Here is a 15,270-nt window from a genome sequence, read left to right as displayed (position 1 = left end):
ACGGTAAAGGTGCTTGCAGTCGCCCTTTCACCACAAACAGGGCCACCGTCCTCCTGCAAAGGGCGAGCCGCTATCCGCGGGGCGAGGCGCATGCCGGGCATGGGAGCAGAGATCTCCGCATCCTGATGCGCTGGTGGTCTAATTTGCCAGAGGAAGCTGGAGCGGGTGAAGGGAATCGAACCCTCGTCGTAAGCTTGGGAAGCTTCTGCTCTACCATTGAGCTACACCCGCGACGGGGTTGTATGTGCCGAAAGCGAATGGCGTCGTCAAGGTGCGGCCTATGCCACGTCCACTGCGGGAGCCGTTATGCCGGCGTGCTCCAGTGTTTTGGCGTCGGACACCGGCTTGCGCTATACTCCTCGCGCTGACCGACGATCCGGGAGCTGATCTCGCTTCGCGGGGACAGGCAGGGAGGTCGTGAGATGGTTCGGACTGCGATTGCAATTGCCGCTCTCATGCTGAGCGCCGGCGGGGCTTTGGCCCAGGGCGACATGGCGGCCGGCGAGCAGGTGTTCAAGAAGTGCACCGTGTGCCACTCGGTTGGCGAAGGCGCCAAGAGCAAGGTTGGCCCTGTGCTCAATGGGGTGTTCGGGCGGACCGCCGGGACGTTCGAAGGCTTCAACTACTCGCAGGCGATGAAGGATGCCGGAGCCGGTGGACTGGTGTGGACGCCGGAAACGGTAGGACAGTTCCTGGTCAAGCCCAAGGATTTCGTCAAAGGCACGAAGATGAGCTTCATGGGGTTGGCCAAGCCCGAGGATATCGCCAACGTCATCGCCTATCTGCAGACGTTCTCGCCCGACTTCAAGCCGGCGCCGCCCGCCCAGTAGGCGGTCCACACCAGCATCACTCGACAACATGCGCGGGCACAGATGGGCCCGCGCCGAAGAACTCGGCGCGCGTGAAGAAGGTGTAGTCGGCCTCGAAGGCCATCATCACCACGAAGATCAGCACCAGCACTGGCGGGACCAGGATGGCGTACATGAGCGCCAGTCGCTCCCAGGCCATGTGCATGAACACCGCGATGATCAACCCGGCCTTGCCCAGCATCAGCATCAGGATCAGGCCCCAGCGCAGATAGCCCTGGAACTGCAGCAGGTCGACCAGGTACGAGCAGGCGCTGAGGACGAACAGCCAGAACCAGACGATGAGATAGAGGCGGATGGGATGCTGCTGGCCCTCGGCATGGGCCGCGGGGACAGCGAGGGTTTCCGAGCTCATGTGTGCTTCAGCCATGATTGGATCTCACCACAGATAGAACAGCGCGAAGATGAACACCCAGACCAGATCGACGAAGTGCCAGTAGAGGCCGGTGATCTCGACGATCTCGTAGCGGCCCTTGCGCGAGGTGAAGAAGCCCTTCTTCTCGGTGTCGAAATCGCCGCGCCAGACTTTTCGCGCGATGATCAGGAGGAAGATCACGCCGATGGTGACGTGGGTGCCGTGAAAGCCGGTGATCATGAAGAACACCGAGCCGAACTGCGGCGCCCCCCACGGGTTCTCCCAGGGCCGAACGCCCTCGCTGATCAGCTTGGTCCACTCGAAGGCCTGCATGCCGACGAAGGTGGCGCCGAAGGCGGCGGTCACCAGCATCAGGATGGCGGTCTTCTTGCGATCGCGGCGATAGGCGAAGTTGACCGCCATCGCCATGGTGCCGCTCGAGGAGATGAGGACGAAGGTCATGATGGCGATCAGGATCAGCGGGATATGCACCCCGAAGATCTCGAGCGCGAACACCTCGCTGGGATTGGGCCACGGCTCCGCCGTCGACATGCGAACGGTCATGTAGGCGAGGAGAAAACAGCTGAAGATGAAGGTGTCCGAGAGCAGGAATATCCAGATCATCGCCTTGCCCCAAGACGCGGTCTTGAAGGCGGTCTTGTCCGACGACCAATCGGAGACGAAGCCGGCGAGCCCGGGCTGCGGGTCGGGGTGTTGGGTCAGGGCTGGATCAGACATGGTCGACATTCCCCTCGATCAGCTCAGCAGCTGGCGGCATAGTTCGATGAAATCGCTGGCCCAACCGGCCAGCAGGCTGAACAGCACCATCCAGACGAACAGCATGAACAGCCAGTAGGTGGCGCAGAGTTCGACGTTGAGGCGAACGCTGGCGATAGGGCTCCTGCCCCAGGCCTTGAACGTGGCCAAGCCGAGCGCCACCAGCCCACCGACGATGTGGAGGCCGTGGAGGCCAGTGACGAGGTAGAAGAAGCTGTTGGCGGGGTTGCCGGACACGTAGTAGCCAGCGGCGGTAAGCTCCTGCCACGCAATGAGCTGGCCACCGAGGAAGAGCACGGCAAAGGTCGCCGCCACGGCGAGGCCGGCGCGAAGCTGGGTCTGATCGCCGCGACGCACCGCCCGCTGGCACCATTCGAGCGCGAGGCTCGACAGCACCAGCGCCCCGGTGTTGAACCACAGGATGCCCGGCACCGGCAGCGGCTGCCAGTCGCCGAGCTCGCGGCGCATGAAGTAAGCGCCAGTCAGCAGTGCGAACAGCGAGCCCACGATCGCGAGGAAGAAGCCGAGGCCGGCGCGCTTGGCCGGATCGTGCGAGGCCGCGAAATCGGGCACGCCTTCGAGGACGCCATGCTCCAGCCAGGGTTTGGCGGTGAGCCGCTGCCGCGCCAGCCACCAGCCGGCGAACGCGGCAAACCCTGCGAACAGCATGATGACCACGGTCATTTGTTGCCCTCGTGATGCGCGGGCGTCGGGCCGGGCTGGTTCTGCGGGATAAAATCCTCGGGCGCGCCGGGCACGCTGTAGTCATAGGCCCAGCGATAGACCACCGGCAGTTCGCGGCCGAAATTGCCGTGGGTCGGAGGCGTCTCGGCCGTCTGCCACTCGAGTGTCGTGGCCCGCCAGGGGTTGCTGCCGGCGGGTTTGCCGTGCCGGATCGACCAAATCAGGTTGAAGACGAAGACCAACTGCGCCGCCCCGACGATCAGCGCCATCACCGTGATGAAAACGTTGAGGTCGTGCGCCGATGGCGGCTGGAAGGAGATGTCGCCCGACTCGAAGTAGCGCCGCGGCACGCCCATGATGCCCAGATAGTGCATGGGGAAGAAGATCAGGTAGGCGCCGAGGAAGGTGACCCAGAAATGAAGCTTGGCCAGCGTGTCGTCGAGCATGCGGCCGGTGATCTTGGGGTACCAGTGGTAGATGGCGCCAAAGATCACGAGGATCGGCGCGACGCCCATCACCATGTGGAAGTGCGCCACAACGAACATAGTGTCCGACAGCGGCACATCGACCACCACGTTGCCGAGGAACAGCCCGGTGAGCCCGCCATTGACGAAGGTGACGATGAAGGCCAGCGCGAACAGCATGGGCGGATTGAGGTGGATGTCACCGCGCCACAGGGTCAGCACCCAGTTGTAGACCTTGATGGCGGTGGGCACCGCGATGATCAGCGTGGTGATGGCGAAGAAGAACCCGAAATAGGGGTTCATGCCGCTCACATACATGTGGTGGGCCCAGACCACAAAGCTCAGCGCACCGATGATGACGATGGCCCAGACCATCATGCGATAGCCGAAGATGTTCTTGCGCGCATGGGTGCTGATCAGGTCGGAGACGATGCCGAAGGCGGGCAGCGCCACGATGTAGACCTCGGGATGGCCGAAGAACCAGAACAGGTGCTGGAAGAGGATCGGACTGCCGCCATTGTGCGGCAGCAGCGCGCCCATCTCGACCAGCGCGGGCATGAAGAAGCTGGTGCCGAGCAGCTTGTCGAACAGCATCATCACGCAGGCAACGAACAGCGCCGGAAAGGCCAGCATGGCCATCACGGTGGCGACGAAAATGCCCCAGACCGTCAGCGGCATGCGCATCAGCGTCATGCCGCGGGTGCGGCCCTGCAGCACGGTGACGATGTAGTTGAGCCCACCCATGGTGAAGCCGATGACGAACAGGATGAGCGACACCAGCATCAGGACGATGCCCGCCTCCTGCCCCGGCGTGTTGGAGAGGATTGCCTGCGGTGGATAGAGCGTCCAGCCTGCCCCGGTCGGTCCGCCGGGGGCGAACCAGCTGGCCACCAGCACCAGCACTGCGAGCAGGTAGGTCCAGTAGCTCAGCATGTTGACGTAGGGGAACACCATATCCCGGGCGCCCAGCATCAGCGGGATCAGGTAGTTGCCGAAGCCACCGAGGAACAGCGCGGTGATCAGGTAGATCACCATGATCATGCCGTGCATGGTGATGAACTGGTAGTAGGCCGCGGCGTCGATGAACTCGAGGAAGCCGGGGAAGGCCAGCTGCATCCGCATCAGCCAGGACAGCACCAGCGCCAGCATGCCGATGGCCAGCGCGGTGCTCGCATACTGGATCGCGATGATCTTGGCGTCCTGCGAGAAGACGTACTTCGTCCACCAGCTTCGCGGATGATAGAGTTCGACATCCGGAAACTCGGCAGCGTGGGCATCGGGCCCGTGAGTGGCGTCGACCATCAGAGTGCCTCCTCGCACTTGTCTGATGTGGGGAACGCCCGGGAGGCCGGCGGCCTTAGTCTAGATTGGCCGTCTTGAGCACCTCCGGAGCGTAAAGTTGGGCGTAGGTCTGCTGGCCGGCGAGCCAGGCGTCGTAGTCTTCCTGGGTGTCGACCACCACGCCGCCGCGCATGTAGGGATGGCCCGTGCCGCAGAGCTCGGCGCAGAGCACTTCGAACTGGCCGGTGCGGGTGGGGGTGAACCAGAAATAGGTGACGGCGCCGGGGATCATGTCCATCTTGGAGCGGAACTCGGCGACGTAGAAATCGTGCAGGGTATCGACCGAGCGCAGCAGGATCTTCACCGGCTTGTCGATCGGCAGATGCAGGTAGTCGGCCTCGATCAGCACGTCGTCCTGCCCGTTGGGATCGTCGGGCTTGATGCCATAGGGATTGTCGGCAGCGACCAGGCGGGTATCGGAGAGCCCCAGCTTGCCGTCGGCACCCGGCAGGCGATAGGCCCACTGCCATTGTGCGCCCATCACCTCGGCCTCGGTGGCGTCCTTGGGCACGCTGATGAACTGGCCCCAAACGAAGAGGCCGGGGATCAGCATGGCCGCGACGCCGACTGCAGTCAGGCCCATCAGCCAGTTCTCGAGCCGCTTGTTCTCGGGTTCGTAATCCGCCTTCTGCCCTTCCTTGTGGCGGAAGCGCCAGACACAATAGGCAACGAACAGAACGACGGCGGCGAACACTGCGCCGGTGATCCAGAAGGTGATGATGATGGTGTTGTCGATGTAGCCCCAGTTCGAGGCGATCGGCGTCCACCACCAGGGGCTCAGGAAGTGGAACACCACCGAGCCGACGACGATCAGGACGAGAACGACTGCTATGACCATCTCTTGTTCATCCTCACCCGGTTGGGTCGTCGATGAAACAGAAGGCAACAACCCATGTGTCCGGGCCATGTACCGAGAGATGCGGCGGCGTGTGTCTTGTCCGTCTCCGGCCACACGCCCTGCATTCCGCAGGACCGAATACAGCCCGAATAGTCAGACGTCAGCGCGATTCGGCGGCATATTTGCTTTAGCCACCGATACTTAGCCTGCAACGATACACCCGAACACGGTCTTGTCAATTGCGGCGAATTCCCGCACCGCTTGTGCCGCCCGGTGTTGAGCGCTAGCATCATGCTCGCAAGTATCTCGGCCGGTTGCGCTCGAGAATTCCGGCCGCTGTGACACATCTCGAGCCCGAAACGAGATGGCAATGCTGACTTGCTCGAAATGCGGATTCGGTAATCCCGAAGGCGCACGCTTCTGCAGCAACTGTGGATCCCCCCTGGAGGCGGCGCGGCCGATTGAAGGCGAGCGCCGCTTTGCGACAGTGTTGTTCGCCGACGTGGCGCGCTCGACTTCGATCGCCGAACAGCTCGACCCGGAAGACTGGGCGCAGATCATGAACGGCGCCTTCGGCTTCATGAACGCGGCGGTCTCGCGCTATGGCGGCACGGTCTCGCGACTGATGGGCGATGCCGTGCTGGCGCTGTTCGGCGCTCCCGTTGCGCATGAGGACGATGCCGAGCGCGCCGTGCGGGCCGGGCTCGAAATCCAGAATGCGGCGATGAGCTACGCGGAGGGGATCAAGCAGCGCTACGGCATCGACTTCGACCTGCGCGTCGGGATCAATACCGGCATGGCGGTGCTGGCCTTTGTCGGCGATGCGATCAAGACCGAGTACACGGCGCTGGGCGACGCGGCGAATGTCGCGGCGCGCCTGCAATCGGCAGCCGAGCCGGGCACGGTGCTGATCAGCGTCGATACGCACAAGCTGGTGCATGCTCTGTTCGATTTCCGTCCGCGCGGGCTGATCGAGATGAAGGGGAAGACCGCGGCGGTCGAGAGCTTCGAGGTAACGGGCGTAAAGGCAGCGCCGGGGCCGACGCGCGGGCTCGAGGGCCTGAGCTCACCGCTGGTGGGACGCGAGCACGAGCTCGGGTTGCTCAAGGACAAGCTGGATGACCTGGACAGGGGCATCGGCGGGGTCGTCGCAGTGCTGGGCGAGGCGGGGCTCGGCAAATCGCGGCTCATCGCCGAGCTCAGGCATTTGCGTGACGCCAAGCCCGAGCCGCAGCCGATCTGGCGCGAAACCCGCGCGATCTCCTACGGGCAGTCGATCCCCTATTACCCTTGGCGACAGCTGGGTCGTCAGATCGTTGGCGCGGACGACATGGATGCAGCGCCCAAGGTGCGCGAGAAGATCGCCGGCTGGGCCGAGCGACTGGGGCTCCGGCAGAGCGATGTGCCGTTCTACGAGACCATGCTGGCGGTCGAAAGCGAGGCGAGCCGTATCGCACTCTCGGCGATGAGTGGCGACCAGGTGGTGAACGGGGTGGCCGCGGCGATCGTCAACGCCATCAAAACGGTGATGCGCGCCGATGGCGGCATGCACCCCTACATCATGGTGCTGGACGACCTCCACTGGTCGGACAGCGCGACGCTGGAACTGATCGCGCAGGTGGCAACGCTCACCGCGTTCGAGCCGATGCTGCTCGTCGTCATCCTCCGGCCCGACCGAAAGGCGGCGAGCTGGCAATTGGTCGACCGGCTGCAGGGGAGCCTGGGCTCGAGCTTTGCGCGCATCGACCTCGAACCGCTCGATGCCTCGGCGTCGGGCGAACTGCTGGGGAACCTCCTCCATATCGAAGACCTTCCGGAGAGCATCCGGCTGCAGATCCTCGAGCGGTCGGAGGGGAACCCCTTCTATCTCGAGGAGGTGCTGCGCTCGCTGATCGACGGCGGTCAGGTGGTGCACGAGGGCGAGCACTGGCGGGCGACGCGGGCGATCCTCGAGGCGACGATCCCGGACACGCTCGCGGGTGTGCTCAGCTCGCGCATCGACCGGCTGCCCGATGCCACCAAGCGGGTGGCGCAGACAGCGGCGGTGATCGGCAGGGTGTTCCAGCACCGGGTGCTGGAGACGGTGCTGCATGGCGGTCCGGAAGCGGAGCGGATCGAGCATGTCGAGCCGCACCTCGCCACCCTCTCCTACGAGCAACTGGTGCGCGAGAAGGCGCGCGAGCCCGAGCGGGAGTACATCTTCAAGCACGCGCTGACCTGCGAGGCGGCCTACGATCTGCTGTTGCGGTCGCGCCGGAAGGACCTGCACGCGCGCTGCGGCGGCGCGCTGGAATTGCTGTTTGCCGAGCGGCGCGATGAGTTCGCCGCGATGCTGGCGCACCATTTCGAAGAGGCGGGCGATCTCGAGCGAACGCTGAAATACGCGCGGATCGCCGCGGAAACAGCCCGGCGCCTATATGCCGTGCGAGAGGAGCTGGAGCATCGCGACCGGATTCTCGCCACCCTCGAAAAGATGCCGGGCGCCATGCCGGCCGACATCGTCGACGCGATCCTCGAATGGGCCTGGGTGCGCAATCGGCGCGGCCAGTTCGAGGGGGTGCTGGAAAAGATCGAACAGGCCGTGCAGATCGCCCGGGAACTGGGCGACAAGCGGCGGCTGGGACTGGCGCTGGCCTGGAACGGCAACGTCCACATGGTCACGGGCTTCCCGTCCAAGGGCTTTCCGTACCTGCAGGAGGCACAGGACCTGGCAGCGGAGACCGGCGACGACCAGGTGCTGCTGTTGCCGCTGTTCATCGCCACGTGGTCGCTGGTCGAGCGCGACGCCCGGTCGGGCGAGGAGAAGCTTGCCGAGGTAATCGACATGGCGCGCAAGCAGGATGCGCCGGACGTGCTGGGCCACGCTCTCACCTATCGGGCGATGGCGCTGGCGCGGCTGGGAGAGTTCGACGAAGCCAACGCACTGATCGACGAGGCGCTGGCGATGGTGTCGACTATCGGCTCGCCGGTGAAGCGGGCGGACGTCCATATCGGCGCAAGCATGGCCTACTACGACATGGGCGAGGTCGAGAAGGGGCTCGAGCACGCCAAGATCGGGGCGGACCTGGCGATGTCGGCCAACGGGCTCGAATGCGCCTGCGCCGGCTATTTCGGGGTCGGCCGCGGCGAACTCGACAAGCACCGGATCGACGATGCGCTGACGCAGTTCCGCCGCTCGCTGAAGATCGCCGACGCCGTGGGCATGGACTACTACATCAACCTGATCCGCGCCGGCGTCGCCGAGGCCGAGTTCGAGAAGGGCAGTTCAGCGGAGTCCGTCGACAAGATCCGCAACGCGATCGACAATGCCCGGTTGACCGACGACGATTTCGTCGTAGCGGCCCTCGCCATGCCGTTCGGCCGGGCGCTGCTGCGGCTCGACCGGCCGCAAGAGGCGCGCGAGGCGATCGACGCCGCGATCGTCTATTTCCGCCGCATGGATCTCAAGCCTTACCTCGCCAACGCGCTGAGCGTTCTCGGCGACATCGCCGAGGCGCTGCACGACCAAGCTGCAGCAGCGGAGGCACGCGAAGAGGCGGCGAGCCTGCGCGACGAGATCCGGCTACCACCGCCCACTGCGCCCCAGCCGCACGTCATGCAGGCGTAGCCGATGGAAAAACCGGTGATCCTTGCAGTCGACGACGAGCCTTCGGTTCTCGCCGCGGTGACGCGTGACCTGCGGCGGCACTACGCCGCGACCTATGACGTGGAGCGCGCCGCATCCGGGGCCGAGGCGATAGAGTTGCTCGGCGAACTGAAGCTCGCCAACCGGGTGGTGGCGCTGTTCGTGGCCGACCAGCGGATGCCGGAAATGAGCGGCGTCGAGTTCCTCGCCAAGGCGATGGAGCTCTACCCCGACGCGCGGCGAGTGCTGCTCACCGCCTATGCCGACACCGACGCAGCGATCAAGGCCATCAACGAGGTGAAGCTTGACCACTACCTGATGAAACCGTGGCACCCGCCGGAGGATCAGCTCTATCCCGTGCTCGACGACCTGCTCGACGACTGGCGCGCCAACTACCAGCCGGTGTTCGAGGGGGTGCGCGTGGTGGGCCACCGCTGGCTGGCGGACGGACACCGGGTGCGCGATTTCCTTGCCCGCAACCTTATCCCCTATCGCTGGCTCGATATCGAGACCGACGCGGAAGCGACGACGCTGCGCGAACTCGCGGGCGCCGCGGCGGAGCCTTTGCCGCTGGTGATCCTCGCAGACGGCACAGCGCTGTCGCGGCCGACCATCGCCGCACTTGCCGAGAAGGTCGGGCTGCACACCCATGCGGTGTCCGAGACGTACGATCTGGTGGTGGTCGGCACCGGGCCGGCTGGGTTGGCGGCAGCCGTGTATGGCGCGTCGGAAGGGTTGCGGACGCTGCTGATCGAGCGCGAGGCTCCGGGCGGCCAGGCGGGGACCAGCTCGCGGATCGAGAACTATCTCGGCTTTCCGGTCGGGCTCAGCGGCGCCGACCTGACGCGTCGCGGGGTGCAACAGGCCCGCCGCTTCGGGGCGGAAATCCTGACCCCGGTGGAGGCGGTCAACCTCGAAACGCAGGACGGCTACCACATCCTGACGCTGAGCGACGGCAGCAAGGTCGCCGCACAGGCGCTGATTGTCGCGACCGGCGTCTCGTACCGGCTGCTCGACGTCCCGGGTGCGGAGCGCCTCTCGGGCGCGGGGCTCTACTATGGCGCGGCGATGACTGAGGCGATGGGGGTGAAGGACCAGGACGTGTTCGTGGTCGGGGCCGGCAACTCCGCCGGCCAGGCGGCGCTGCACCTCGCGCGCTACGCCCGGTCGGTGACGCTGCTGGTGCGCGGCAAATCGCTGGCCGAGAGCATGTCGCAATACCTGGTCGAGCGCATCGACGAGGCCGAGAACGTGGCGGTGCAGACCGGCGCCTCGATCAACGCGCTGATCGGAGAGGAGAGCCTCGAGGCAGTGGCCGTCCTCGATAGTGCGAGCGGCGCGGTGACCGAGGTGCCGGCGCGGGCCGTATTCGTGTTCATCGGCGCCTCGCCGCGCACCGACTGGCTGAAGGACAAGCTGCAGCTCGACCAGCAGGGCTTCATCCTCTCCGGAGCGGACCTGATGCGCGAACCCGGCCGCAAACCGAATGGCTGGCTGGCGGAGCGCGAACCGTTCTGGCTCGAGACCAGCGTGCCCGGCATCTTCGTGGCCGGCGACGTGCGGCGGCAATCGACCAAGCGCATCGCTTCGGCGGTCGGCGAAGGCGCCATGGCGGTGACCTTCGTGCACCAGCATCTGCGCGGCCCTGCCCCGGCGCAGCGACCGAAAGGCGGCTGACCGATGCCCGCCGATGCCGCCACCGCGGAGCGTTCCAACGACCTGATCCGGCAGGTGCCACTGTTCGCGGAGCTGACCGACGCCGAAGCGGGCGAACTTTGGAACGCGGGGCACCGCGTCGGCGTGGGGCCCGGTGAGGTGTTCATCGAGGAAGGCGCGTATGGGGACACGCTGTTCATCATCCTCAAGGGCGCCGTGGAGGTGACCAAGCGCGAGGGCGAACACGACGTTACCCTGGCGACGCGTGGACCAGGAGAGTTCCTGGGGGAGATGTCGCTGCTCGAACAGGCGCCGCGCACGGCATCGGTGCGCGCCACCGAACCGAGCGAGCTCTTGGCCATCGGCCGGGAGGCCTTTCGCCAGCTCCTGGCGCGCCGGCCCGAGGCGGCGGCGACGCTGCTGCGCACCGTCACATCGCGGCTGCGGAGCACCGAGGCCTCGCTGGTGCAGTCGGACAAGCTAGCCGCGCTCGGCACCCTTGCCGCCGGGCTGGCGCATGAGCTCAACAATCCAGCGGCCGCGATCCAGCGCTCGACCGGATATCTCAGCGAGGCGTTCGAGGCGTGGCGCCGCCGCACGGTCGAGCTCTCCATGCTGGAGATGACGCCGGAAGAGCGGCAGGGGCTGGTCGAACTCGAGGGGAGCATCGCCGATTGCCGTGCGACGCGCTGTTCCGACGCCGAAGCGCGGAAGCAGGAGTCCCGGCTCAGCCACCGGCTCGAGGCGCTTGATATCGCCGACGCCTGGGAGATCGCGCCGGCGATGGCGGCCTATGGCTGGTCGGTCGAGCGGCTGGAGCCGCTGCTTGCCACCTTCACCCAGCCGCATGCGGCCCCGGTGCTGCAATGGCTGGGGTCGGGCCTCGCCGCACAACTGCTGATGGAGGAGATCGAAGTCGCCTCCAAGGCCATTTCCGGCATCGTGCGCTCGGTGAAATCCTACGCCTATCTCGACCAGGCGCCGGTGCAGGACGTCGACCTCGCCATGAGCCTCGACGACACGCTGATGATCCTCAACCACAAGCTGAAGCACGGCGTTGCGGTCACGAGGATGTACGAGCCGGCCCTGCCCCGCATCGAGGCCTATGCCGGCGAGCTCAACCAGGTGTGGACCAACCTCATCGACAACGCGGTGCAGGCGATGGGCGGCGAGGGCCGGCTGGAGGTGGGCGCCAAGCGGCTGGGCGAGGAGGTCGAAGTGCTTATCGCCGATAGCGGACCGGGCATCCCCGACGACGTCGGGCGGCGCATCTTCGAGCCGTTCTTCACCACCAAGGCGCAGGGCGTCGGCACCGGGCTGGGCCTCCACATCGCGCATAACATCGTGGTCAACCGCCACCACGGCCGCATCAGCTACGTTTCGCGGCCCGGGCGGACGGAGTTCCGCATCGTGCTGCCGCTGCGGCTCAGCCGCCCGGCAGTGACGGAGCCTGCCCACTATGAGTGACAGCGTCGATGAAAGCTGGGGCTGCGCTCACGCCAGCCTGATCCGCGACATCGTGCCGAGCTCCCGCGACAGCTGCCCCGAATGCGTCGCGCGCGGCGACGGCTGGGTGCACCTGCGCGTCTGCCTCGTCTGCGGTCATGTCGGCTGCTGCGACGAATCGCCAAACCGCCACGCCCGCCGCCACTTCCATGCGACGGGACACCCGGTGATCCAGTCCTACGAGATCGGCGAGAACTGGCGCTACTGCTTCATCGACGACACCGAGTTGCCGCCCGGCAAGCTGATGCGCCTGCGCTAGAGCGCGAAGGGCTTGAAGTGCTTGCTCAGCTTCAGCGTCTGGGCCTGGTAGTTCGAACCGAGGCCCGTTCCGTAAAGCCGATCGGGCGACTCGGCGAGGCGCTCGTAGATCAGCCGGCCGATGGTCTGGCCGTGGCCGAGCAGGAACGGCACTTCGCGGCTGCGGACTTCGAGCACGGCGCGGCTGCCCGTGCCGCCGGCGGCGGAGTGGCCGAAGCCGGGGTCGAAGAAGCCGGCATAGTGGACGCGGAACTCGCCGACCAGCGGATCGAACGGCACCATCTCGGCGGCATAAGCGGGCGGCACGTGGACGCTCTCGCGGCTCACGAGGATGTAGAACTCATCGGGATCGAGGATGAACTCGTCGGTGCCGCGCTTGACCAGCGGCTCCCAGTAATCGAGCACATCGAGGTTGTCCTTGATGTCCATGTCGATGACCGGCGTATGGCGCTTCGAGCGGAAGCCGATGAGGCCGTTACGATCCTCGCCCTTCAGGTCGATCGACAGCAGCACGCCCTCTCCGACTTCAGCATTGGCGTCGAACACCAGGGTTTCGACATTGTGCAGCGACTTGTGCTCGAACACGGTCAGCCGGCTGTCGCCGACGCGGAACCGCATCTGGCTCAGGCGCGAGCCGGTGCGTACGCGGACCGGGAAGGTGCGCGGGCTGATCTCGAGATAGAGCGGGCCCTTGTAGCCGTGCGGCAGCGTGTCGAAGCCGCGAGCATGGTCGCCGATGACACGGGTGAAGACGTCGAGGCGGCCGGTGGAGCTCTTGGGGTTGGCGCCGGCGGAGACGGTGTCGGGGAGGCTGAGGCTTTCCTGCAGCGGAACCAGGTAGACGCAGCCGCGCTCGAGCACGGCGCTGTTGGTCAGGTCGAGCTCATGCAGCTTCAGCGTCTCGATGCGCTCGGCGACGGTGTGCTCGGGACCGGGCAAGAAGCTCGAGCGAATGCGGTAGGCGACCTTACCGAGGCGCAGGTCGAGACTCGCCGGCTGGACCTGGTCAGCGTCGAACGGGCGATCGCTGACGATGCCGCCGCGTGCCGCCAGTCGCTCGATGAAACGGGCGGGAAACACGCCCTTGGCCCAAAGCTCGCTATCCAATGGTCTACCCCGTACCCTAGGCACATCCCCTATCAACCTCAGCGATTGACGCCAAGCCGAATTGACGCACGCTACCTTCGGGTCGTATATCGACGCTATGCGCCTTTGCGGTGACGCTCAGGCACATGGTGGTGATTTGGCCGGTCTGATTGCAGCCACCTAAAACAAGTCGCTAAAGAGACCCGTTGAGCCGGCCGCCCGAACGCGTGCCGGCTTTGTTGTTTTCGAGGCGAGATATGTCGAAATCGAAGAACCCGCTGAATGACCCCAAGAGCCGCGCGGCGGCTACGATGCTCGTTCATGGCGGCACGCAGCGCAGCCAGTTCAACGAGACCTCGGAAGCGATCTTCATGAACTCGGGTTACTCCTACCCGAGCTCGCAATATGCCGAGGACCTGTTCCTCAACAAGATCAACAAGCCGGCGCACAACTACTCGCGCTTCTCCAACCCGACCATGGAGATGTTCCAGGACCGGATGGCGCTGCTCGAAGGCGCCGAGGCGGCTCGCGCGTTTTCCACCGGCATGTCGGCAGTCACCAATGCAGTGATGAGCCAAGTGCGGGCCGGTGACCATATCGTCGCAGCGCGGGCGCTGTTCGGCGGCTGCCGTTATGTGGTCGAGGATCTGATGCCACGGTTCGGCGTGCCTTCGACGCTGGTCGATGGCCGCGACCCCGAGAATTTCGAGCGGGCGATGCAGAAGAACACCAAGGTGGTGTTCATCGAGACGCCGACGAACCCGACGCTCGAGCTGGTCGATATCGCGGCGGTGGCCAAGATCGCCAAGGCGCATGGCGCCAAGCTGATCGTCGATAACGTGTTCGCCACGCCCATGTTCCAGAAGCCGCTGCAGCTCGGGGCCGACCTCGTCACCTACTCGGCGACCAAGCACATCGACGGACAAGGTCGCACGCTTGGTGGGATCGTGCTCGGCAGCAAGGCGTTGATCGAGGGGGACGTCCACACGCTGCTCCGTCAGACCGGCCCATCGCTGTCGCCGTTCAATGCCTGGGTGCTGCTCAAAGGCATCGAAACGCTGCCTCTCCGCGTCAAGCAGATGACCGAAAGCGCCGCCAAGGTAGCCGACTTCCTCGCCAACCATCCCAAGATCGAGCAGATCTCCTATCCGTTCCATCCGTCGCATCCCCAGCATGAGCTGGCGAAGCGCCAGATGAAGAGCGGCTCGACCCTGGTCGCATTCACCGTGAAGGGCGGACGCGATGCGGCATTCACGCTGTCGGATTCGCTGGCGGTGATCCTGATCTCGAACAACCTCGGCGACGCCAAATCGCTGATCACCCACCCGGGCACGACCACACATGCCCGCTTCACCGAGGAAGTGCGGCTGGAATCCGGTATCACGCCGGGGCTGCTCAGGCTGTCGATCGGTCTCGAGGACGCGGACGACCTGATCAGAGACCTGGACTACGGCCTCAGCCAGGTCTAGCGGGGGCCCTGCACGAATGGTGCCCACCCACCGAGGTGGGCTCGATGGTGCCCCAAACGCGATGCGGCACCTCCCCCTCTGACGGGGGAGGATGGGAGGGGGTGAGCGGAGCCACAATCGCGAGGCCGGGCAAGGCGTTGCGAGAATCTTGCGCCGAGCTATCCCCCCACTCCCCACCCATGCGATTCTCCCCCCGTCCGCTGCACCGAAGCGAGATCATGACGAGTGGTTGGTGCGGAGGAGACCGGGTGGGCTGCGGGTCGCTGCAGTTCAGGCGGAAACCATCACGGCAAGGACCGGTTCGCCGGTCAAGCCGCTATCACGCGAGGGTCGCTCGATGCGGAG

Annotated in this window: 12 protein-coding genes, 1 tRNA gene, 1 pseudogene and 1 riboswitch; of the genes and pseudogenes, 7 read left to right on the top strand and 7 right to left on the bottom strand. The window is 65.5% G+C overall.

What is annotated here, in order from left to right; all coding sequences use genetic code 11:
* Nucleotides 1-157 precede the first annotated feature (157 nt).
* Nucleotides 158-231 (bottom strand) — tRNA-Gly (locus tag AC1DV8_RS19895).
* Between the two features lie 191 nt (nucleotides 232-422).
* On the opposite strand from AC1DV8_RS19895, the gene AC1DV8_RS19890 reads away from it, so the two are divergent.
* Nucleotides 423-830: a c-type cytochrome gene (locus AC1DV8_RS19890; RefSeq protein ID WP_477158640.1), complete on the top strand. Its 408-nt coding sequence runs from the start codon at nucleotides 423-425 to the stop codon at nucleotides 828-830.
* Between the two features lie 16 nt (nucleotides 831-846).
* Here the strand turns inward: AC1DV8_RS19890 and AC1DV8_RS19885 are convergent, their stop codons facing one another.
* Genes AC1DV8_RS19885 through AC1DV8_RS19865 form a run of 5 tightly spaced genes read right to left on the bottom strand, consistent with a single transcriptional unit; the run spans nucleotide 847 to nucleotide 5,325 of the window.
* Nucleotides 847-1,236 carry a cytochrome C oxidase subunit IV family protein gene (locus AC1DV8_RS19885; protein ID WP_477158639.1) on the bottom strand — a complete coding sequence of 130 codons (390 nt, stop codon included), beginning with the start codon at nucleotides 1,234-1,236 and terminating at the stop codon, nucleotides 847-849.
* A 9-nt stretch (nucleotides 1,237-1,245) separates the two neighbouring features.
* Entirely contained in the window at nucleotides 1,246-1,959 is a 714-nt protein-coding gene (locus tag AC1DV8_RS19880; protein WP_477150367.1) for a heme-copper oxidase subunit III family protein, read from the bottom strand.
* A gap of 18 nt (nucleotides 1,960-1,977) precedes the next feature.
* Nucleotides 1,978-2,682: a cytochrome c oxidase subunit 3 gene (locus AC1DV8_RS19875; RefSeq protein WP_477158638.1), complete on the bottom strand. Its 705-nt coding sequence runs from the start codon at nucleotides 2,680-2,682 to the stop codon at nucleotides 1,978-1,980.
* Entirely contained in the window at nucleotides 2,679-4,448 is a 1,770-nt protein-coding gene (locus AC1DV8_RS19870) for a cytochrome c oxidase subunit I (protein ID WP_477158637.1), read from the bottom strand. The genes AC1DV8_RS19875 and AC1DV8_RS19870 overlap by 4 nt, the downstream gene beginning before the upstream one ends.
* Nucleotides 4,449-4,503: 55 nt before the next feature.
* Nucleotides 4,504-5,325, bottom strand: coding sequence for a cytochrome c oxidase subunit II (locus AC1DV8_RS19865; protein ID WP_477150364.1), 822 nt, complete (start codon nucleotides 5,323-5,325; stop codon nucleotides 4,504-4,506).
* Between the two features lie 364 nt (nucleotides 5,326-5,689).
* On the opposite strand from AC1DV8_RS19865, the pseudogene AC1DV8_RS19860 reads away from it, so the two are divergent.
* From AC1DV8_RS19860 to AC1DV8_RS19840, 5 genes and pseudogenes are all read left to right on the top strand, one after another.
* Nucleotides 5,690-5,764, top strand: a pseudogene (locus AC1DV8_RS19860) (zinc-ribbon domain-containing protein); the annotation flags it as partial.
* A 51-nt stretch (nucleotides 5,765-5,815) separates the two neighbouring features.
* Entirely contained in the window at nucleotides 5,816-8,932 is a 3,117-nt protein-coding gene (locus AC1DV8_RS19855) for an ATP-binding protein (protein WP_477150601.1), read from the top strand.
* A gap of 3 nt (nucleotides 8,933-8,935) precedes the next feature.
* Nucleotides 8,936-10,627, top strand: a complete 1,692-nt coding sequence (locus AC1DV8_RS19850) for an FAD-dependent oxidoreductase (RefSeq protein ID WP_477158636.1) — start codon at nucleotides 8,936-8,938, stop codon at nucleotides 10,625-10,627.
* A gap of 3 nt (nucleotides 10,628-10,630) precedes the next feature.
* Nucleotides 10,631-12,073, top strand: coding sequence for a sensor histidine kinase (locus tag AC1DV8_RS19845; RefSeq protein WP_477158635.1), 1,443 nt, complete (start codon nucleotides 10,631-10,633; stop codon nucleotides 12,071-12,073).
* Nucleotides 12,066-12,371, top strand: coding sequence for a UBP-type zinc finger domain-containing protein (locus tag AC1DV8_RS19840; protein WP_477158634.1), 306 nt, complete (start codon nucleotides 12,066-12,068; stop codon nucleotides 12,369-12,371). Before AC1DV8_RS19845 ends, AC1DV8_RS19840 begins: the two co-directional genes overlap by 8 nt.
* On the opposite strand, the gene AC1DV8_RS19835 is transcribed toward AC1DV8_RS19840, so the two are convergent.
* A complete protein-coding gene (locus AC1DV8_RS19835; RefSeq protein WP_477150360.1) occupies nucleotides 12,368-13,477 on the bottom strand; it encodes a 2'-deoxycytidine 5'-triphosphate deaminase in 1,110 nt (369 codons plus the stop codon). The two genes, AC1DV8_RS19840 and AC1DV8_RS19835, sit on opposite strands and share 4 nt — an antisense overlap.
* 118 nt (nucleotides 13,478-13,595) lie before the next feature.
* Nucleotides 13,596-13,674, top strand: a riboswitch (SAM riboswitch).
* A 39-nt stretch (nucleotides 13,675-13,713) separates the two neighbouring features.
* On the opposite strand from AC1DV8_RS19835, the gene metZ reads away from it, so the two are divergent.
* On the top strand, nucleotides 13,714-14,925 hold the full coding sequence (gene metZ / locus AC1DV8_RS19830; RefSeq protein WP_477150359.1) for an O-succinylhomoserine sulfhydrylase: 1,212 nt from the start codon (nucleotides 13,714-13,716) through the stop codon (nucleotides 14,923-14,925).
* Nucleotides 14,926-15,270: the final 345 nt, after the last annotated feature.

The organism is Devosia sp. P3_B2, assembly GCF_056402875.1.
This window is presented reverse-complemented; position numbering and strand designations above follow the sequence as displayed.